Annotated in this window: 22 protein-coding genes; 12 read left to right on the forward strand and 10 right to left on the reverse strand. The window is 65.5% G+C overall.

The annotated features are described in order from the left end of the window. Positions 1 to 122 precede the first annotated feature (122 nt). The 3 genes from A6F65_RS04190 (at position 123) to A6F65_RS04200 (ending at position 2,732) form a co-directional block, all read left to right on the forward strand. Positions 123 to 935 carry a DUF1134 domain-containing protein gene (locus tag A6F65_RS04190; RefSeq protein ID WP_157093049.1) on the forward strand — a complete coding sequence of 271 codons (813 nt, stop codon included), beginning with the start codon at positions 123 to 125 and terminating at the stop codon, positions 933 to 935. Between the two features lie 76 nt (positions 936 to 1,011). Then, positions 1,012 to 2,187 carry an amino acid aminotransferase gene (locus A6F65_RS04195; RefSeq protein WP_067786247.1) on the forward strand — a complete coding sequence of 392 codons (1,176 nt, stop codon included), beginning with the start codon at positions 1,012 to 1,014 and terminating at the stop codon, positions 2,185 to 2,187. Positions 2,188 to 2,189: 2 nt separating this feature from the next. Continuing rightward, entirely contained in the window at positions 2,190 to 2,732 is a 543-nt protein-coding gene (locus A6F65_RS04200; protein WP_067786250.1) for a GNAT family N-acetyltransferase, read from the forward strand. Here A6F65_RS04200 and A6F65_RS04205 read toward each other — a convergent pair. The 7 genes from A6F65_RS04205 to A6F65_RS04235 all read right to left on the reverse strand — a co-directional run bounded on the left by A6F65_RS04205 (position 2,729) and on the right by A6F65_RS04235 (position 7,276). Beyond that, a complete protein-coding gene (locus A6F65_RS04205; protein WP_067786251.1) occupies positions 2,729 to 3,364 on the reverse strand; it encodes a riboflavin synthase in 636 nt (211 codons plus the stop codon). The two genes, A6F65_RS04200 and A6F65_RS04205, sit on opposite strands and share 4 nt — an antisense overlap. 25 nt (positions 3,365 to 3,389) lie before the next feature. Beyond that, on the reverse strand, positions 3,390 to 4,370 hold the full coding sequence (gene ribD, locus A6F65_RS04210; protein ID WP_157093157.1) for a bifunctional diaminohydroxyphosphoribosylaminopyrimidine deaminase/5-amino-6-(5-phosphoribosylamino)uracil reductase RibD: 981 nt from the start codon (positions 4,368 to 4,370) through the stop codon (positions 3,390 to 3,392). Continuing rightward, complete coding sequence (locus A6F65_RS04215; protein ID WP_067786253.1) at positions 4,354 to 4,818, reverse strand: hypothetical protein; 465 nt, start codon at positions 4,816 to 4,818, stop codon at positions 4,354 to 4,356. The genes ribD and A6F65_RS04215 overlap by 17 nt, the downstream gene beginning before the upstream one ends. 54 nt (positions 4,819 to 4,872) lie before the next feature. Further along, complete coding sequence (locus tag A6F65_RS04220) at positions 4,873 to 5,397, reverse strand: DUF4402 domain-containing protein (RefSeq protein WP_169816996.1); 525 nt, start codon at positions 5,395 to 5,397, stop codon at positions 4,873 to 4,875. Positions 5,398 to 5,497: 100 nt separating this feature from the next. Then, positions 5,498 to 6,217 (reverse strand): M48 family metallopeptidase, encoded by a 720-nt coding sequence (locus tag A6F65_RS04225; RefSeq protein WP_067786255.1) that lies wholly within the window; start codon positions 6,215 to 6,217, stop codon positions 5,498 to 5,500. Positions 6,218 to 6,230: 13 nt separating this feature from the next. Next, entirely contained in the window at positions 6,231 to 6,674 is a 444-nt protein-coding gene (locus A6F65_RS04230; protein WP_067786257.1) for a YcgN family cysteine cluster protein, read from the reverse strand. Continuing rightward, a complete protein-coding gene (locus A6F65_RS04235; RefSeq protein ID WP_067786258.1) occupies positions 6,662 to 7,276 on the reverse strand; it encodes an SCO family protein in 615 nt (204 codons plus the stop codon). The genes A6F65_RS04230 and A6F65_RS04235 overlap by 13 nt, the downstream gene beginning before the upstream one ends. A 154-nt stretch (positions 7,277 to 7,430) precedes the next feature. Between A6F65_RS04235 and A6F65_RS04240 the strand changes: the two genes are divergently transcribed. The 5 genes from A6F65_RS04240 (at position 7,431) to ssb (ending at position 11,487) form a co-directional block, all read left to right on the forward strand. Continuing rightward, positions 7,431 to 8,054: an ankyrin repeat domain-containing protein gene (locus A6F65_RS04240; RefSeq protein ID WP_237164882.1), complete on the forward strand. Its 624-nt coding sequence runs from the start codon at positions 7,431 to 7,433 to the stop codon at positions 8,052 to 8,054. After that, on the forward strand, positions 8,054 to 8,734 hold the full coding sequence (locus A6F65_RS04245) for a COQ9 family protein (protein ID WP_067786260.1): 681 nt from the start codon (positions 8,054 to 8,056) through the stop codon (positions 8,732 to 8,734). The genes A6F65_RS04240 and A6F65_RS04245 overlap by 1 nt, the downstream gene beginning before the upstream one ends. A gap of 80 nt (positions 8,735 to 8,814) precedes the next feature. Then, entirely contained in the window at positions 8,815 to 9,054 is a 240-nt protein-coding gene (locus A6F65_RS04250) for a FeoA family protein (protein WP_067786263.1), read from the forward strand. Then, the gene (gene feoB / locus A6F65_RS04255) at positions 9,054 to 10,925 is read left to right on the forward strand and encodes a ferrous iron transporter B (RefSeq protein WP_067786265.1); all 1,872 of its coding nucleotides are present in this window, start codon (positions 9,054 to 9,056) and stop codon (positions 10,923 to 10,925) included. The genes A6F65_RS04250 and feoB overlap by 1 nt, the downstream gene beginning before the upstream one ends. Positions 10,926 to 10,941: 16 nt before the next feature. Further along, on the forward strand, positions 10,942 to 11,487 hold the full coding sequence (ssb, locus tag A6F65_RS04260; protein ID WP_067786267.1) for a single-stranded DNA-binding protein: 546 nt from the start codon (positions 10,942 to 10,944) through the stop codon (positions 11,485 to 11,487). A 4-nt stretch (positions 11,488 to 11,491) separates the two neighbouring features. Here the strand turns inward: ssb and A6F65_RS04265 are convergent, their stop codons facing one another. From A6F65_RS04265 to A6F65_RS04275, 3 genes are read right to left on the reverse strand one after another with little or no spacing between them, the layout of a single operon-like run. Further along, positions 11,492 to 12,079 (reverse strand): hypothetical protein, encoded by a 588-nt coding sequence (locus A6F65_RS04265; RefSeq protein ID WP_157093050.1) that lies wholly within the window; start codon positions 12,077 to 12,079, stop codon positions 11,492 to 11,494. A gap of 31 nt (positions 12,080 to 12,110) precedes the next feature. Continuing rightward, positions 12,111 to 12,626 carry a YceD family protein gene (locus A6F65_RS04270; RefSeq protein ID WP_067786271.1) on the reverse strand — a complete coding sequence of 172 codons (516 nt, stop codon included), beginning with the start codon at positions 12,624 to 12,626 and terminating at the stop codon, positions 12,111 to 12,113. Between the two features lie 2 nt (positions 12,627 to 12,628). Continuing rightward, positions 12,629 to 13,162: a ubiquinol-cytochrome C chaperone family protein gene (locus tag A6F65_RS04275; RefSeq protein ID WP_237164883.1), complete on the reverse strand. Its 534-nt coding sequence runs from the start codon at positions 13,160 to 13,162 to the stop codon at positions 12,629 to 12,631. A 148-nt stretch (positions 13,163 to 13,310) separates the two neighbouring features. Between A6F65_RS04275 and A6F65_RS04280 the strand changes: the two genes are divergently transcribed. The 4 genes from A6F65_RS04280 (at position 13,311) to A6F65_RS04295 (ending at position 16,730) form a co-directional block, all read left to right on the forward strand. Next, positions 13,311 to 13,769 (forward strand): outer membrane protein assembly factor BamE, encoded by a 459-nt coding sequence (locus A6F65_RS04280; protein ID WP_083989206.1) that lies wholly within the window; start codon positions 13,311 to 13,313, stop codon positions 13,767 to 13,769. A gap of 81 nt (positions 13,770 to 13,850) precedes the next feature. Continuing rightward, positions 13,851 to 14,426 (forward strand): ATP-dependent protease subunit HslV, encoded by a 576-nt coding sequence (hslV, locus tag A6F65_RS04285; RefSeq protein WP_067786273.1) that lies wholly within the window; start codon positions 13,851 to 13,853, stop codon positions 14,424 to 14,426. Between the two features lie 44 nt (positions 14,427 to 14,470). Beyond that, positions 14,471 to 15,559, forward strand: a complete 1,089-nt coding sequence (locus A6F65_RS04290; RefSeq protein ID WP_067786275.1) for an acyltransferase family protein — start codon at positions 14,471 to 14,473, stop codon at positions 15,557 to 15,559. A gap of 55 nt (positions 15,560 to 15,614) precedes the next feature. Further along, positions 15,615 to 16,730 carry an acyltransferase family protein gene (locus A6F65_RS04295; RefSeq protein ID WP_067786277.1) on the forward strand — a complete coding sequence of 372 codons (1,116 nt, stop codon included), beginning with the start codon at positions 15,615 to 15,617 and terminating at the stop codon, positions 16,728 to 16,730. Positions 16,731 to 16,745 lie beyond the last annotated feature (15 nt).

Raw genomic sequence — 16,745 nt, forward strand, 5'->3', positions numbered from 1 at the left:
CATGGCGGACTCGTTTCGCCGCATTTCGGATTCGACTCGCCGCGCATTCATTGCTGCTTCAGGGCGGGGCGACTCTTATCTTGGCCGATGGATCTGCGCGTTTGCGCTTGGAGGGATCGGCTATGAACATGCAGCACCTTGCCCGGCGGGCAAAAGATGGCGGGATGGCGCTGCTGGCGCTGGCCGCCGCGTCCCTGGCCATGCCGGCAGCAGCACAAATCCAGTCGGTGGACCCGGACACCGCTTACGAGGTCGATGGCGACCTTGCAGGCGAGGAAACCGCCGCGCCGACGTATGAGGACCGCGTTCTCGACCTGCCGCCGGAAGAGGCGGCCGATGGACCGGCTTACGACGTGCCGCAGCAATATGAGGATGCCGGCGCTACAGCCGATACCCTGCCGGAAGCCGGAGCCTATCCCGCAGAGCAGGCGGCCCAGACCGCCGAGCCGTCCCAGACTTATCAAGAAGACGATCTGCTGGGCGCCGCTGAGGGCGTCTTCGGCCAGGGCGCGGAAGGCCTCGCCGGGCTGATCGAGGACCTGCTGCGCGACCAGGGCGAACCCAATGGCTATATCGTCGGCCGCGAGGGCGGCGGCGCATTCATCTTCGGCGTCCGTTACGGATCGGGCACGCTGTATCACAAGGTGGAGGGGCAAAAGCCCGTCTACTGGACCGGCCCGTCGCTAGGCCCCGATGTGGGCGCCAATGCGGGCAGCACCTTCATTCTGGTCTACAATCTCTACGACACGGAAGACCTCTACGAGCGCTTCCCTGCGGGCGAGGGCCAATTGTATGCGCTGGGCGGCTTCAATGCCTCCTATGTGCGCAAGGGCGATATCGTGCTCATTCCGATCCGCGTGGGCGGCGGGCTGCGCGTGGGCCTGAACGCCGGTTACCTGAAGTTTTCCAAGAAGCAGCGCTGGCTGCCCTTCTAAGATACAAAGCATGAATTGTGTGCGTGTAGGCGGCTTGCCGCTTGCGGGCGCGCGCGCCTGTGGGCATTGAGCGCGCATGCTTGAACGACTGAACCAGCAACCGCCCGACGCGCTGCTTGCGCTGATCAAGATGCATGCAGCGGACCCGCGCGCCGACAAGATTGACCTTGGCGTGGGTGTCTACCGCACCGGGCAGGGCGATACGCCCGTCTTTGGCGCGATCAAGGGCGCGGAACGGCGGCTGGTGGAGGAACAGGCCAGCAAGTCCTACCTCGGCCCGGAAGGGGACATGGGCTTCGTCCACGGGCTGGCCCCCATCGTCTTCGGCGCGGACATGGCCGCGTCGGACCGGATCGAAGGCATGCAGACGCCGGGCGGCACGGGCGCCGTGCGCCTTGCCCTGGCACTGGCCAAGGCTGGTGGCTGCAAACGCGTGATGATGGGCACGCCAAGCTGGCCCAACCACGCGCAGATCCTCGATGACCTGGGGCTGGAGCTGGTCGCATTCGACCATGCCACGTCAGAAGGCGATGCCAATTTCGCTGCGCTGGAGCAGGCGCTATCCGGCGCGGGCGAGGGCGATGCCGTCCTGCTGCACGGCTGCTGCCACAACCCGACCGGCGTCGATTATTCGAACGCGCAGTGGGATGCGATTGCCGCCATGCTGGCAGACAGCCCCGTGCTGCCGGTCCTCGACCTCGCCTACCAGGGCCTTGGACAAGGGCTGGAGGAAGACGCCTACGGCCTTCGCACCGTTCTCGCCGCGGTGCCCGAAGCGCTGGTGGCTTACAGCTGCGACAAGAATTTCGGCCTGTACCGCGACCGCGTAGGCGCGCTGTGGGCGATGGCCGCCGACACGGATGTGCTGGACCGCGTGCTGTCCAACGCATCCTCCCTTGCACGGGCAAACTGGTCCATGCCGCCCGACCACGGCGGCGCTGCGGTGCGCGTTGTGCTGGAGGATGCCGACCTGACAGCGCAGTGGCTGGACGAACTTGAGCAGATGCGCACGCGTATCAACCAGGTGCGCACGAAACTGGGCGAAGCGGGAACTGCCGGCAGCGTGGACCTGACGCCCTATGCGCGCCAGCAGGGCATGTTCGCCATGCTGCCTCTCAGCAAGGAGCAGATCGTCGCCCTGCGTGAGGATCACGGCATTTACATGGCAGGCTCGGGCCGCATCAACGTGGCCGGGCTGACCACCGCCAATATCGGCACATTCGTGGCCGCGCTGGCGAAGGTGACAGGCTGACAGTGCTTGACCGGCAGCCGGTGCTGGAAGGCGAGCGGCTGCTGCTGCGGCCCTTGTGCGAGAGCGACCGGGACGCGCTGTTTGCGGTCGCTGCGGACGCGCAGGTCTGGGCGCTTCATCCGGTGACGGATCGCTGGCAGGAGCCGGTCTTCCGGCAGTTTTTCGACGATGCGCTGGCCAAGGGCGGCGCACTTGCCGTGATCGAGAAGGCGAGCGGCGCGATTGCCGGGTCAAGCCGGTTCCAGGCCTATGACCCGGCGGACGGCGGCTCGGTAGAGATCGGCTGGACCTTCCTGGCCCGCCGCATGTGGGGAAGCGGCGCAAACGCCGAAATGAAGCGGCTGATGCTGCGCCATGCGCTGCAATCGGTCCGCCGGGTGGTCTTTCGCGTGGGCGAGAACAACCTCGTATCACGCCGCGCGATGGAGAAGATCGGCGGGATCCTGACCGACCGGACAGAGCGCGTCGACAGCCCCGACGGCGGCTATTGCAACGTGATTTACGAGATCGACCGCGAGACCTTTGCGGCCGGACCGCTCGCCTAGCTGCGCAGCGCTTCCATGCGCTGCAGGTAACGCGCGATGGTATCGATCTCCAGGTTCACTTCATCGCCCTGGCCCAGCTCGTCCAGCGTCGTCACATCGGCGGTATGCGGGATGATGTTCAGCCCGAAATGCACTGCCCCGTCCGGCTGGTCTTCCACCGAATTGACCGTCAGCGACACGCCGTTGATCGTGATGGAGCCCTTCGCCGCGATGAAAGGCGCAAGCTCCGCTGGTGCAGCGATGGTCAGCCGGGTCGATCCGCCTTCCAGCTGCCAGTCCGCAACCTTGCCCACCGCGTCGACATGCCCGGTGACAATGTGCCCGCCCAGCTCGTCGCCGATCTTCAGCGAGGGTTCGAGATTCAGCCGCGCGCCTTCCGCCCAGGTGCCCCGGGCCGTGCGGCTGGTCGTTTCTGCCGAGACATCCACGGCGAACCATGCGGTGTTCCCGTCATGCTCGTCCGCATCCAGCGCACCGCGCTCTACGACAGTCAGGCACACGCCTGCGCAGGCGATGCTGGCGCCGATCGCAATGCCGCGTGCATCCAGCGGACTGGCAATGACAAGCCGCAGGTCGCCCTGCTGCTGCGCGCTGGTGACGGTGCCGATGGCGGTGACGATCCCTGTGAACATGTGGTCGAGCCCTCAGCCTGAATGCCTATGAACGGATGCGCTGGTAGACTTCCAGTGTGTCGCTGCCAAGGCTGCGGGTGTCACTGCGCTGCCAGCGGTCATGCGCGGCGGAAAGTTCGGCCAGGCCGATGTCGGCCACGCCGGGGCGGCCCCCGCCCAGTACGATTGGCGCGCGATAGATCAGCAACCGGTCGACCAAATCGGCGGCAAGGAAGGCGGCTGCGGCCCCGGCCCCGCCTTCGATGAAGAGATATTGGCAATCGCCCAGCTCGGCCACGCCCTGCGGCGAGGACAGCGCGCGCCAGCCGTCCGGCACATCTCCGCGTGTCAGGACTAGGCGCTGCGAGCTGCGATCCTCGAGGCCGGGTAGGCGGACATCGAGCGAGGGCGAATCGGCGCGCAGCGTCTCCCCGCCCACCAGAATGCCATCGGCCCTTGCGCGTTCGCGATGCGCATGGGCGCGCGCCTCGGGCCCGGTGATCCACTGGCTCGTCCCGTCAGCCAGCGCGATGCAGCCATCGAGGGACAGGGCGAGCTTGAGCGTGATGTGCGGTCGCCCGAGCATGGCCCGCGCAAGGTAACCGGCAAGGCTTTCCGCGCTGGGCAAATGGCCCACAAGCTGCGCCTCGACGCCTGCCGCGCGCAGGGCCGCAATCCCGCTTCCAGCCGTGCGGGGGTCCGGATCATGGCAACCGATGATCACGCGCGCGACACCGGCCTCGGCGAGCGAATGCGAACATGTCGGCCCGCGCTCGGAGACGTGCGCGCAGGGCTCCAGCGTGGTGAAAACATCTGCGCCTTCTGCCGCTCTGCCGGCCTCAGCCAGGGCCAAGGCTTCGGCATGCGGCCTGCCGCCAGCCTGCGTGACGCCTCGCCCAAGTACGATGCCGTCCTTCACGATGACGCAAGCAACGGCAGGGTTGGGCGAGGACGAGGGCCGCCCGCGCTCAGCCAGCCGGGCAGCCATGTCCAGCCATTTCAGGTCGGTCTTATTCGCCACCCGTATCGCCGGTGGCAGGCGTTGCAGCAGGCGTTTCGCCGGCTTCTGCGGCGGCGCGCGCTTCCGCTTCCTCGCGGGCGATTTGGCGTTCCACCTCGTCCACGTCGATGCCGGTGGCGCGGCCCAGTTCGCGGTACAATTCCTTGCGCCGCTCGGCCCGCCGTTCCAGCAGAGCGGCGCGTTCATCCTTGCGGCGCTGGTTCTCTATGTTGGACGCGACGATTTCCGCGTCGCTGCGGCCATCCGCCCAGCTGGTGATATAGGTAATGTCGGGCTTGGGCTCCACGCCGCGTTCGGTCTTCGGGATGAACAGCATCATCACCGCAAAGGTCAGTGCAACGGACACGCCCAGCACGCCCCAGCGGTGCGGGTTGGGCCGCTGCCATTCATTCGCGAAGTCCTTGATCGCGCGCTTGGCATTGAATGCCTGTTTTACGGATGACCATGTACCCATGGAGACAAGATAGTATCACTTCGCGCGCCGCGCCAGTCCGGCGATCCCTGCGCGTCAGAAATAGGATACGCTGATCGGGATGCGTCCGCGAAAGTCGCCGCCGCGGCCCCTGGTCGTGGTCATGGTGGCGCCGAACTGGAACTTCAGCACGCCATCTGCGCCCAACCGGGGCACCGGCGGCAGGTCCGTGGTAAATTCCGTCAGCCGCGCTTCCGCGCCGCCCGGTGCGCGCAGGCGAACTTCGGATGGCAGGTCCACGCGGACGGGCTTGTGCGGCTCGCCGGTGATGATGACTTCCCCGGTGAAGACCATGCCACCCAGGTCAACCAGGCCTTCTTCCTGCCGCATGCCGCCGTTTTCCGGCTTGATCGCGGCACGGCCGTCCGCCTCGCTGACCAGCGCCATGCGGCCGAAGGTCAGCCCGCTGCGGATCTCTATGCGCAGAGGCGTCTCCGCCTTCTCGCCGAAGGCATCGGCGCACAGCCGGCATTCCGGGGCGTCCACGGGCACGCCGGAAACCTGCGGCCCGGCAGCTGGAGAAGCAGCGATGGGAGCAGGCAGGGCCATTACGATGGCCATGAGTGCAAGGCGGGCAATATGCGCCATTTGCCGGAATATGGAGGAAGAGGGTTAACGCGCCGTAACCAGCGGAGCAGGCACGGCTACGATGAGCGCGGGCTTATCCGAAACGGTAAAGGCTGCGTCCCGATTGCTTCAGCCACTTGTCCGCAGCCGGCAGGTCGCCATCGAAGATGCGCGCAAGGGCGGCATGGAATGCGGGGGAATGGTCGAAATGCAGGAGGTGCGCGACCTCATGCGCGACCACGGAGCGGCGGACTTCGGCCGGGGCCATCACCAGTCGCCAGTTCAGGCGGATACAGGCCTTGCCCGAACAGCTGCCCCAGCGCTTACGTGCCCGGCTCAGCGCCAGCGTGGGAAGCGGCAAGTCCGCCTTCGCGGCATAGTGTTCCAGGTCTGACGTAAACAGCCGCATCGCTTCGGCCTCCAGCCAGCGCAGCACGCGGCCGTGGAGGCCATCTTCCGGCCCGCCGACATGCAGAACATTTCCCTCACGAACCGGTTTGCGAGGGCGCGCGCTGTCCCAGGCCACCACCAGATCGGCATCGCCGAGGGGCATGCGCGTGCCATCGGCGATGACTTCCTCCTGCGGGACCTTTGCGAGCTGGGCTGCCAGCCAATCGGCGCGCGATTCTGCGAAGCGCAACCCCTCCTGCGCGGCGCACCAGCGCGGCATGGTGACGCGCACCTCGCTGCCATCTGGGGCAAGGCGCAGCGTCAGCCGCTTTGCGCGCGGATGCCGCTTGATGGCGACCGGCAGCGTGGCCGCGCCCAGGTCGATCACCGGATCGGCGGTTCCCCTACGGAGCCAGTCGATCACGCCGGCCTGCCCATCATTCGTCGTCCCACGCCACGATGTGATGCTCTATCGGACCGGCCTCGTCCTCGCTGATGACGCGGCCCGCCACGCTGGCGCCGGCGGCGATCATCGCGTCCGTGCTGCCAGTCAGCAGGTGGTGCCATTCGGGCAGGTCGCGCCCTTCCGCGCGGCGGCGATAAGCGCAGCTTTCCGGCAGCCACGGCACACGCTCTACCAGTTTCAGCGTCAGTTGCAGGCAATCGGGCACCTTCGCCTTGCGATGGCGGTAATCCATGCACTGCGCGGTCTCACAATCGAGCAGGCGGCAGGCGACGTTGGTTTCCGCGATGGCGCCGGTATCCTCGTCCTCCAGCTTGTGCAGGCAGCACTTGCCACAGCCATCGCACAGCTTTTCCCATTCCGCAGCGTTCAGCGCGGCAAGGGGCAGCTTCCAGAAGCGGTCCCTCAGCGCACCCATTTCGCAAGGTCCGCAGCAACCGCTTCGCCCGAATTCTCAACCGCCAGCGTGGCGATGGGATTGCCCTGCGGATCGATCAGGTAAGCGGCGCGGCTGTGATCCATCAGGTACCCGCCTTCCGCATTCTCCTCACCCTTCCCATAGAAGACGGCATAGGCCTTCGCCGCGGCATCGACCTGCTCCGGCGTGCCGGTCAGCCCGACAAGATCGTCGGAGAAGGCGCTGGTGAACTGGGCCACCACGTCGGGCGTGTCGCGCTCCGGATCGATGGTGATGAAGATCGGCACGACATTCGCGGCAAGCTCCGGATTATCCTCGGCAAACAGATTATATCCCTTGACCAGCTTCTGCACGTCGAAGGGGCAGATGTCCGGGCAATAGGCGTAACCGAAATACATGATGCGCCACTTGCCCGCGAAATTGTCCTGCGTGACGCGCTGGCCGCTTGTATCGACCAGTTCGAAATCGCCGCCGATGCTGGATCCGGCGAGCGGCGCGGTGGCCAGGTCCGGCTGCGCGGGGGTATTGTCACAGGCCGCCAGCAGGGCGAGCGGGAACAGCGAGGCGAGTAGCGGCTTGAGGGTCATGGAAAGGCGGTTCATGTCCTGCTAACAGGGTTGGGGCAAGGGATGGTTCGCACCGTGGGCGCAGCGCGCCTGCTACGCCATCCTTCCGGTGGAGGCCAGTAATTCGGCCAGCATCAGTGCCAGTATTTCGGCCGGATCCGGCCACAGCAATTGGGGAGCGCACGTCAAAGTGTTCAAGCGGTTTCGTCTCTTCGGCCTTGTCGGCCTGTTCCTGTCCACCCTGATGGGCGCGAGCCTTGCCAGCGCGCAGGGTTTTTCCGACGGTTTCCTGTTCCTGGAAGCGGTGGAAAAACGCGATGCGGCAAAGGTGAACGAGCTGCTGGAGCACAATGCCACGATCGTGAACTCGCGCGATCTCGCCAAGGGCCATACCGGCCTGCACATCGCGACCAAGCGGCGCGACCTGCAATGGATGGGGTACCTGCTGGGTAAGGGCGCCGATCCGGACATTGCGGACAAGAACGGCGTCACCCCCCTGATGGTGGCCAGCCAGCTTGGCTTCGTGGAAGGCGTGGAACTGCTCAGCAGCAAGGGCGCGAATGTCGATATCCCGAACTCGGCCGGCGAGACGCCGCTGATTTCCGCCGTGCACCGCCGCGACCTGAGCATGGTGCGCGTGCTGCTGCGCGGGGGGGCGGATCCCGATCGCAATGACAATTCCGGCCGTTCCGCGCGCGATTACGCGACGCTCGGCGGCCCCGGGAACTCCGTCCTGAGTGAAATCGACCGGCTGGGCGGCGAGCCCGGATCGCGGACCAAGAAGAAGGCCTCGACCTACGGGCCCAGCTTCTGATGGAAGCCGCCGCTGCCGATACCGGGCCCGGTTTTGCCGACATGACGCTAGACGAGCTGCGGCTCGCGCTCGCTCCGGAGATTGCGGAAGCGGCGATTTTCGACGGCTGGAGCGACGCTGCGCTGGAAAGCGCTGCCGAGTTCGCCGGTGTCGACATGGACGTGGCGCGGCTGGCCTTCCCGGGCGGGCCGATGGACATGACGGTGGCATGGATCGAGCATGTCGATGCGGCGATGGCAGCAGCCTGGCCGCAGGAGAAGCTGGCAGCCCTGCCGATCCGGGAGCGTATCCGCACGCTGCTGCAGTTCCGGCTGGACATGCTGGACGGCAAGGAAGAGGCCGTGCGCCGTTCCCTGGCGATCCAGGCCATGCCGCAGAACCTCCCGCTCACCATGAAGGTGGCGTGGAACAGCGCGGATGCGATGTGGCGGCTGGCCGGTGATACGGCGACCGATTACAACCATTACACCAAGCGCACGATCCTGCTCGGCATCTATTCCGCCTCCATCGCGGTTTTCGTCGAGGATGAGAGCGAGGACAAGGCCGACACACGCGCTTTCGTGGACCGGCGTATCGAAGGCGTCATGAAGTTCGAAAAGGCCAAGGCGCAATTGCTGAAGCCGCGCGAGAGCTTCGATATGATGCGTTTTCTGGGCCGGCTGCGCTACCCCTCGCGGTAAATCTGCGTCCGCCGCGCCGCGCCATCTTCTATTGAGAACCAGTTGCAATACGGCCGGTGCTGTGCCACCCGCCCGGTGCAATGACACTGGACGAACTGGCGCCGCGCGAACGGGCGGAAATCACCCAAGTGGATTGGGCATCGCTGCCTGAATCCGATGCCAAGCGGCTTCGCGCGCTGGGTGTCGATGCCGGTGCCCGTATTGCCATTGCCCATCGCGGCGTCTTTGGCGGGCGCGACCCGCTGGCGCTGATGATCGGCCGGATGGTCATCGCCGTGCGCCGCAGCCATGCGCGCGCCATCAGCGTGGAGCACGTCTGATGGCGCAGGGCGAGACAATCGACCGGCCAAAACCTGCCGCGAAGCTGCGCAGGATCGCGCTGGTCGGCAATCCCAATGCGGGGAAGAGCGCGCTGTTCAATGTGCTGACCGGCGCGCGCCAGAAAATCGCCAATTATCCCGGCGTTACCGTGGAACGGAAGGCTGGGCGGCTCGCGCTGGCATCGGGCGAGGCCGCAGAGCTGGTCGACCTGCCGGGCAGCTACTCGCTCGACGCCTCGAGCCCCGACGAGGAGGTGACCCGCAAGGTCGTCCTCGGCGGATTTGCCGATGAGCCGCGCCCCGACGTTCTCGTTATCGTGATCGATGCTGCGAACCTGGAGCAGCACCTCGTCTTTGCCCAGGAACTGCTCGAACTGGGCATCCCGGCGGTCGCAGCGCTCAACATGATGGACCTGGCGGAGCGCGACGGGCTGGTGGTCGATGCCGATGCGCTGTCAGGCGTGCTGGGTATCTCCGTCATCCCGACCGTTGCCGTGCGTCGCCGCGGAACGGCGGAGCTGCTGGCTGCGATCGACAAGGCAGCGCCCCCGCCGGAACGGCCGCAGCACGTGACCCTGCCGGAGCGGCGTCTGGCCGCGCGCAACATGGCCAAGGGTGCCATCCTTTCGGAGACCGGGGCGCACCGCCTGCATGCCAGCCTCGACAAGGTGCTGCTGCACCCCTGGGCCGGGCCGGTCATCCTGTTCGGCCTGCTGTTCGTCGTCTTTCAGGCCGTATTCGCCTGGGCCGATCCGCTGATCGGCGCCATCGAAGGCGTGGCGGAAGGTCTTTCCGGCCTCGTAAAGGCCAATATGGGCGAAAGCCTGCTGCGCGACCTGATAACCGAAGGCGTGATCGCCGGCGTCGGCTCCGTCGTCGTGTTCCTGCCGCAGATCGTGATCCTTTTCGCCTTCATCCTGGTGATGGAGCAATCGGGATATATGGCCCGTGCCGCCTACATCATGGACCGGTTGATGGCGGGCGTGGGCCTGTCCGGCCGCAGCTTCATCCCGCTGCTGTCCAGCTTCGCCTGCGCCATTCCCGGCATCATGGCGACGCGCAGCATTGCTGACCCGAAGGACCGGCTGACCACGATCCTGATAGCTCCATTGATGACCTGCTCGGCGCGGCTGCCGGTCTACACCGTCATCATCGGCGCGGTCATTCCCGCCACCAGCGTGGGCCCCGGAGTGGGCCTGCAAGGCCTGGTCCTGTTTGCGCTCTATATCGCCGGTATCATCGGTGCGATGGTGGTCGCGCTGGTCTTGCGGCGCACCGTCACCAAGGGCGCGGCAAGCGGCTTCATTATGGAGCTTCCGAAGTACCAGTGGCCGCCCTTGCGCGACCTGCTGATCGGCCTGTGGCAGCGCGCGTGGGTCTTCCTGCGCCGCGCGGGAACGATCATCTTTGCCGCTACCGTGATCCTTTGGCTGCTGCTGACTTTCCCGAAAGCCGGTCCGGGCGAGAGCCAGCTGGACGCTTCCGCCGCAGGTCAGATCGCCAGCGCCATGCAGCCCGCTTTCGAACCTATCGGCTTCCAGCGCGAGATGACGCTGGCCCTGGTGCCCGCCATGGCCGCGCGCGAGGTTGCCGTGTCATCCCTCGCCACGACCTATGCCGTTGATGCCGAGGACGAGGCCGAGACCGAGCAGGCCCTGCGCGGCGAGATCGCCTCTCGCTGGAGCCTGCCCACAGCTCTGGCCTTCCTGGCATGGTTTATCTTTGCTCCGCAGTGCCTTTCCACCATTGCCGTAACACGGCGAGAGACGAATGGGTGGAAATGGCCCATCGTCATGTTGGCTTACCTGTTCGCGCTCGCCTATGTCTTCGCGGGAATCACATTCTGGAGTGCCACGGCACTCGGACTTTAGCGAAGGAAGCAGGAAAATGGCCGGATCACTCAACAAGGTAATGCTGATCGGGAATCTCGGCCAGGATCCGGAAGTGAAGAGCTTCCAGAATGGCGGCAAGGTCTGCAACCTGCGCATCGCCACGTCCGAGACATGGAAGGACCGCAACACTGGCGAACGTCAGGAGCGGACCGAATGGCACACCGTGGCCATCTTCTCCGAAGGCCTCGTCAATGTCGCGGAGCGTTACCTGCGCAAGGGCAGCAAGGTCTTCATCGAAGGCAAGCTGCAGACCCGCAAGTGGCAGGATCAGTCCGGTAACGACCGCTATTCCACCGAAGTCGTCCTGCGCGGTTTCGATGGCACGCTGACCATGCTCGATGGCGCCGGTGGCGGCCAAGGCGGGGGCGGTGGCCAGGGCGGCGGTTATGGCGGCGGCGGCGGTGGCCAGCGTTCCGGCGGCGGCTGGGACCAGGGCGGCGGATCGGGCGGCGGCAGCCAGGGCGGCGGCGGTGGCGGCGGCCAGAGCTGGGACCAGGGCGGCTCCTCCGGTGACGATCTGGACGACGATATCCCGTTCTGATCGTCTAGCGCGCGAGCGCCGATCGGGCGCGAAGCCTTAGCACAATGAGCAACATGACAACGGGCGCGAATACCGCGCCCGTTGTCATGTAATCCGCCTGGAAAAGGCGCGAGAAATAGCTGACCGTGAAGGTCAGCAGGATGACGTGCAGGCCGATAAAATGCAGCCTGCGCCACCACTTCCCCATCCGCCGCTGCGCCGCATCCGTGCTGGTAAGCGCCAACGCGAAGATGAAGGCATAGGTGATCCCCCCGCCAATCATGCTTTCCGGCGTGCGCGGGCGGAACCAGCCGACATTGATGGCGAGCGCCACCAGATGGATCGCCATGACCAGCGCGAAGGCAAGACCAAGATGCCTGCGCCGCCGCGCCAGCCAGCGCGTCAGGCGATTCGGCCAGAGCTTCACGCCCGGTCCGGCAAGATAGACCACGCAGAATGCGATGAAGCCCGCACGCGCGGTGTAGCGGGCCGCCAGCAATGCCCGGCCAGAGGTGTCGGGTGCGAGGAGGAATGCTGCGCCGATCGCCAGCGCGGACAGCGCTATGGCTGCCGCGTAAATCCTGCCCAATCCGCTTGCTTGTCCCCGTCCCATCGGCTGCACGCTACGCAGCCCGGCGCGCGCGTCAATCCTTGCGCAGCGCCGCCAGTGCCGCGAACGGCCCGCTCGAAGCCTCGTCCGAGAGGCCTTTCTCGCGGCGCACCCGCTCCGCATCGGGGCCGGTGGCATAGGGGTCGATCGCCAGCGCAAGGCTTTGCGCCACCGCTTCGCCCAAATCGAAGGTCTGGCCTTCGTATTCGATCTCGTCGAGCTCGTGCTCTTCCAGCTCGATCACCTCGTCGGGCGCAGCGGGTTCGGCGCGTGCCGGAACGAAGCGCAGGTCCAGCTCCTCATCGGCGCTTTGTGCCAGGTCCTCGCCGCTCACCGAGCAGGGCTGGATCCAATCTGCCTGCATACGGCCCTTGGCGGTGACAGCCTGGCCGTCCGCCTCCAGGGCCAGCGTCGCGGTCAGCCTGCCGATGGAGACAAGGCCGAAACGCTTTGCCAATGCAGCGCGCTCCGTCTCATCCGCCTCTAGCACCACGGGCCGCGTGTCGACGGCGCGCGGATCGATGCGGTGGGAAAACTCGTTATCCGCCATAGTCAGACCTGGCCGGCCAGGATGGCATCGCCGCCAAGGCTAGAGAGATGGTCGGCATAGGCGCGCAACGCTTCGGCAAGGCTGGTGGCCTGCGCTTCGTTGGCAAGGCTGACGTTGCGGCGCACCGCCTCTTCAAGACCCGTCGCCTTGTCGCTCGCAAGCCCGTCACGGAAGGCGCCAAGCCGTCCGCCCAGCGTCGCCATCAACTTGCCGATATGCTTGCCGACCACGACATCGTTGATGCCGCTTTCGCGGAGCTGCCCGTCCATGTCGTCCACGAACAGTTCGGTCAGAAGGACGGAGGGCGCGACCAGCTCTTCATCCTGCTCCATCCGCAGCAGGACAAGGCACAGGATCGTGGCAATCATGTCGAAGCGGCCGGCAACGGTGTCGGCCACGCCGTGCTGCGCATACCAGCGCTCCTCGCGGCTGGTTTCGACGATGCGATGCCAGAGCGGGCGCAGGGCTTCGCGGGCATCGGCCTTGGGGCGGAACAATCGGCTGAAGAAGGACATGGGGCGCCAGATATGCTGCATTCACCGCCCGTTCAATGGCCCGGCGCGATTGCGCACACCGGCGGGCGCACCGCGATTGCCATGCGCTGGCCATGCCCCTAAAGCGGGCACATCAGATTGCCGCAGCCCCGGACGGGCGCGGCCAAACCGGTTTGACGGGAAGCGACGAATGAACAAGCGGATGAAACTTGGCCTGGTATGTGCGGCTGCAACGCTGGCTGCGGGCTGCACCTCCATCGCCGATCACCGGGGATATATCGTGGACGAGGCGCTGCTGCAGGCCGTGTCGCCGGGCCTCGATAACAAGCGTTCCGTCGAAGCGACCCTGGGCCAGCCCAGCTTCAAGAGCCAGTTCGGCCCGGAAACCTGGTATTACGTGTCCAGCAAGACCGGCCAGAAGCCGTTCGGCAGCCCGGAGATCGAGCGGCACACGGTCCTGGCCGTGGCCTTCGATGCACAAGGCAATGTTACCTCGACCGATCGCAATGGGATGGAAGACCTCGCGCAAATCGATCCCGAAGGCGACATCACGCCGACGCTCGGGCGTGAGCGCGGCCTGATCGAAGACCTGTTCGGCAATATCGGCCGCGTCGGCGGTATCGGACCGGCGGGCGGCGGCGGCCAGTAAGGCCGGCCCCGCGCATCGCCGGGCCCGCGCTGCGGGACGGCATGCTTGAAGCGCGCGCCGCTTCCTCCCATATCCGCCCGCATGGACGGACATTCTGATCAATCTTCGCGTCATTGGCACGGCCTGACCACCTGGCACGGCACCACCATCATCGGCGTCAAGCGCGGCGGCAAGACCGTCGTCGCGGGCGATGGGCAGGTGAGCATGGGCAATACGGTGATGAAGCCCAACGCCCGCAAGGTTCGCCGCATCGGGGAAGGCGGGAAGGTCGTGGCAGGCTTTGCCGGCGCGACGGCGGATGCCTTCACCCTGTTCGAGCGGCTGGAGAAGAAGCTGGAGCAGTACCGCGGGCAATTGCTTCGCGCGGCGGTGGAATTGGCCAAGGACTGGCGCACGGACAAATACCTGCGCAACCTCGAAGCCCTGATGATCGTGGCCGACGATGAAAGCCTGCTGGTACTGACCGGGAATGGTGATGTGCTGGAGCCGGAAGGTGGCATCGCCGCCATTGGCAGCGGCGGGAATTACGCCCTCAGTGCCGCTCGCGCCCTGTCCGATTACGAGGAAGACGCCGAAGTCATCGCGCGCAAGGCCATGGCGGTCGCGGCAGAAGTGTGCGTATTTACCAACGATAATGTAACGCTAGAGGAAGTCTAGCACACCGGAGGCGCGCGCGCCTTCACCGGGCAGGGGGAAGAGTGTTGGAGGCTGCCACACAGCGAGTGCAGGCGATCCAGCTGATCCGCGTCCTTGCGGCGTTCACTGTTGCGGCCTGGCATTTCATCTACCTTTTTGCGCCGCGTATCGGGCCGCTGCCTTTGCCGCCCACGGACGGACAGCTCGCACAGGTTGCGGTCTGCGCTTTCTTCATCGTGTCGGGTTACGTCATGGTGATATCCAGCGAAAAGCTGTTTGCCCGGCCCGGCGCAAGCCGGACCTTCTGGCTGCGCCGCGCGATCCGCATCCTGCCTACCTACTGGCTCGCCCTTGCGGCCATGGTTGCGGCGTTCTGGCTGCGCGGAATGATGCCGCCACTGGATAACATTGCACGTTCTGCGGTGTTCTGGCTGTATTGGACGCCGGGAATTACCGCGTTCCCGTCAACGGTACTCGGTGTCGCGTGGACGCTGTTTTACGAAATGCTGTTTTACCTGATCTTCGGCTTCGCGATTCTTCGGTGCAGGAATGTTGCGGTCATCCTGACGGGTTCGGCGCTTGTCGTACTCGTGGTGCTCGGCATGGCACTGCAGCCGGCCAATGCTGTGCTGTTTGCCGCCACACGGCCGATCTCCCTCGTATTCATTGCGGGTATGGCCATTGCGATCCTTGTCCGGGACGGCTGGACATTACCGATGCCCGTCCGGACGCTATGTATCCTTGGCGGAGTGGCGATGATTGCCGGGACGAAGACGCCAGAGAGCTTCTTCGAAACCTTCGATACCGGTTTCAGCCACATTTTCTGGGCAGGGTTGCCGGCCTTGCTGCTTTGCCTCGGCCTGCTCGCCGGCCGGCTGACCGTGCCCGGCTTTGCCATCGTGGACCGTCTGGCCGACGCGAGCTACGCGCTCTATCTCTTCCATCTGCCGATCGGAGTGACAACCGAGTGGGCCTGGATGAAGCTCGGCTGGACTGACCCTTGGTCCTTCGTCGCGATGACGCTGTCATTATCCTGCCTGTCTGCGCTGGCGTTCCATAGCGTGGCCGAACGCCCACTTGTGCGCAGGCTGAATCGCCTGTTCGGCACTGGAAGACCCGCCAAAGCAGAGGCAAAGCTCTCCGTCGCGCCTTGATTTCGGCGCCATGCGGGCACATTGCGGCGTATAAGGACGGGACATTCACGGGCGCATGACGGTCGAAAGTACCAAAGCAAAGATCGTGTCCGTGCAGGCGCTGCGCGCGCTCGCGGCCGGTACAGTCGCTCTTGTTCATATCGCCTGGGGTTTTGCCGACCATGTTGGCGGCGGCTTCGGCGTGCGGATCGACATGGAGCGCGCGGCGCAGGCCGCGGTCGTCGTGTTCTTCGTCATCTCCGGCTTCATCATGGTGGTCGCCTCCAGGCATCTATTCGGTGAGCCCGGAGCGCGCCGGATTTTCCTGCTGCGCCGCGCGATCCGCATACTGCCGCCCTATTGGATTGCCAGCGCTCTATTGGCGGCAGTCCTGGGATTGATGCTGGCGCAGGACCTCGACTGGCTGCGCTTTGCGCAGTCGCTCGTCCTGGTTCCTTATTGGCCGGACAATGGCTCGATCAGACCCACCATGTTCCTGTGGACCGGTTGGACATTGTTCTTTGAAATGGTGTTCTACCTGCTGTTCGGGATGCTCATGACCAGGGGACGCGCGGCGGCGATTTCCGGTGCGCTGTGCGGCATCGCCGTGCTGGTGCTGGCCGGGTTTTTCATCCCGCCTGAAAACGTCATCGCATGGTCGCTGACCCGCCCGATCCTTCTGATGTTTCCCGTGGGCATCGCCATGGCCGTCTTGCGGGAAAGCGGCCTGGCCCTGCCTGCGGCACTGCGTCTTGCAATACTGGCAGCGGCCGCGGCTTCGTGGTGGATGCTGGATGCGCCGGGCAGCACCGTGAGCCTGGGCGTGGATTACGTCCTGTGGGCGGGGCTCCCGCCTGTACTCTTTACCATTGCCGTACTTGGCGGCCCGCTGGATCTGCCGGCCCCGGCATTCTGGAATGCCGGCGGCGATATCAGCTATGCGCTGTACCTGCTGCACGTTCCGCTCGCCTGGGCGTGGATATGGATATATCCGCGCTTGCCGTTCGTGGAGCCGGATCCGTGGGGTTTCCTCGTAACGGTGTCCTTCATCACCCTTCTCGCCAGCTGGATATTCTATCGCTTCGTTGAGGTGCCCCTGACGCGTCGCCTGCTAAGGCTGAGCGGAGCACGGGAGGATCGTTCTGAGATGACACATCGGGCCACGAGTAGCTTGCCACGGGTCCGGCAATAGGTTCTACCCGACGTG

Source organism: Paraurantiacibacter namhicola (assembly GCF_001687545.1).
GTDB lineage: Bacteria > Pseudomonadota > Alphaproteobacteria > Sphingomonadales > Sphingomonadaceae > Paraurantiacibacter > Paraurantiacibacter namhicola.

What these genes read in the sequence shown, in the direction of transcription:
- hslV (WP_067786273.1), top strand. Translation starts at nt 13,851, where the DNA reads ATGGACGGACATTCTGATCAATCTTCGCGTCATTGGCACGGCCTGACC.
- A6F65_RS04275 (WP_237164883.1), bottom strand. Translation starts at nt 13,162, where the DNA reads ATGCAGCATATCTGGCGCCCCATGTCCTTCTTCAGCCGATTGTTCCGC.
- A6F65_RS04205 (WP_067786251.1), bottom strand. Translation starts at nt 3,364, where the DNA reads ATGTTCACAGGGATCGTCACCGCCATCGGCACCGTCACCAGCGCGCAG.
- A6F65_RS04250 (WP_067786263.1), top strand. Translation starts at nt 8,815, where the DNA reads ATGACACTGGACGAACTGGCGCCGCGCGAACGGGCGGAAATCACCCAA.
- A6F65_RS04280 (WP_083989206.1), top strand. Translation starts at nt 13,311, where the DNA reads ATGAACAAGCGGATGAAACTTGGCCTGGTATGTGCGGCTGCAACGCTG.
- A6F65_RS04195 (WP_067786247.1), top strand. Translation starts at nt 1,012, where the DNA reads ATGCTTGAACGACTGAACCAGCAACCGCCCGACGCGCTGCTTGCGCTG.
- A6F65_RS04270 (WP_067786271.1), bottom strand. Translation starts at nt 12,626, where the DNA reads ATGGCGGATAACGAGTTTTCCCACCGCATCGATCCGCGCGCCGTCGAC.
- ssb (WP_067786267.1), top strand. Translation starts at nt 10,942, where the DNA reads ATGGCCGGATCACTCAACAAGGTAATGCTGATCGGGAATCTCGGCCAG.
- A6F65_RS04265 (WP_157093050.1), bottom strand. Translation starts at nt 12,079, where the DNA reads ATGGGACGGGGACAAGCAAGCGGATTGGGCAGGATTTACGCGGCAGCC.
- A6F65_RS04215 (WP_067786253.1), bottom strand. Translation starts at nt 4,818, where the DNA reads ATGGGTACATGGTCATCCGTAAAACAGGCATTCAATGCCAAGCGCGCG.
- A6F65_RS04230 (WP_067786257.1), bottom strand. Translation starts at nt 6,674, where the DNA reads ATGGGTGCGCTGAGGGACCGCTTCTGGAAGCTGCCCCTTGCCGCGCTG.
- A6F65_RS04245 (WP_067786260.1), top strand. Translation starts at nt 8,054, where the DNA reads ATGGAAGCCGCCGCTGCCGATACCGGGCCCGGTTTTGCCGACATGACG.
- A6F65_RS04295 (WP_067786277.1), top strand. Translation starts at nt 15,615, where the DNA reads ATGACGGTCGAAAGTACCAAAGCAAAGATCGTGTCCGTGCAGGCGCTG.
- A6F65_RS04190 (WP_157093049.1), top strand. Translation starts at nt 123, where the DNA reads ATGAACATGCAGCACCTTGCCCGGCGGGCAAAAGATGGCGGGATGGCG.
- A6F65_RS04220 (WP_169816996.1), bottom strand. Translation starts at nt 5,397, where the DNA reads ATGGCCATCGTAATGGCCCTGCCTGCTCCCATCGCTGCTTCTCCAGCT.
- feoB (WP_067786265.1), top strand. Translation starts at nt 9,054, where the DNA reads ATGGCGCAGGGCGAGACAATCGACCGGCCAAAACCTGCCGCGAAGCTG.
- A6F65_RS04235 (WP_067786258.1), bottom strand. Translation starts at nt 7,276, where the DNA reads ATGAACCGCCTTTCCATGACCCTCAAGCCGCTACTCGCCTCGCTGTTC.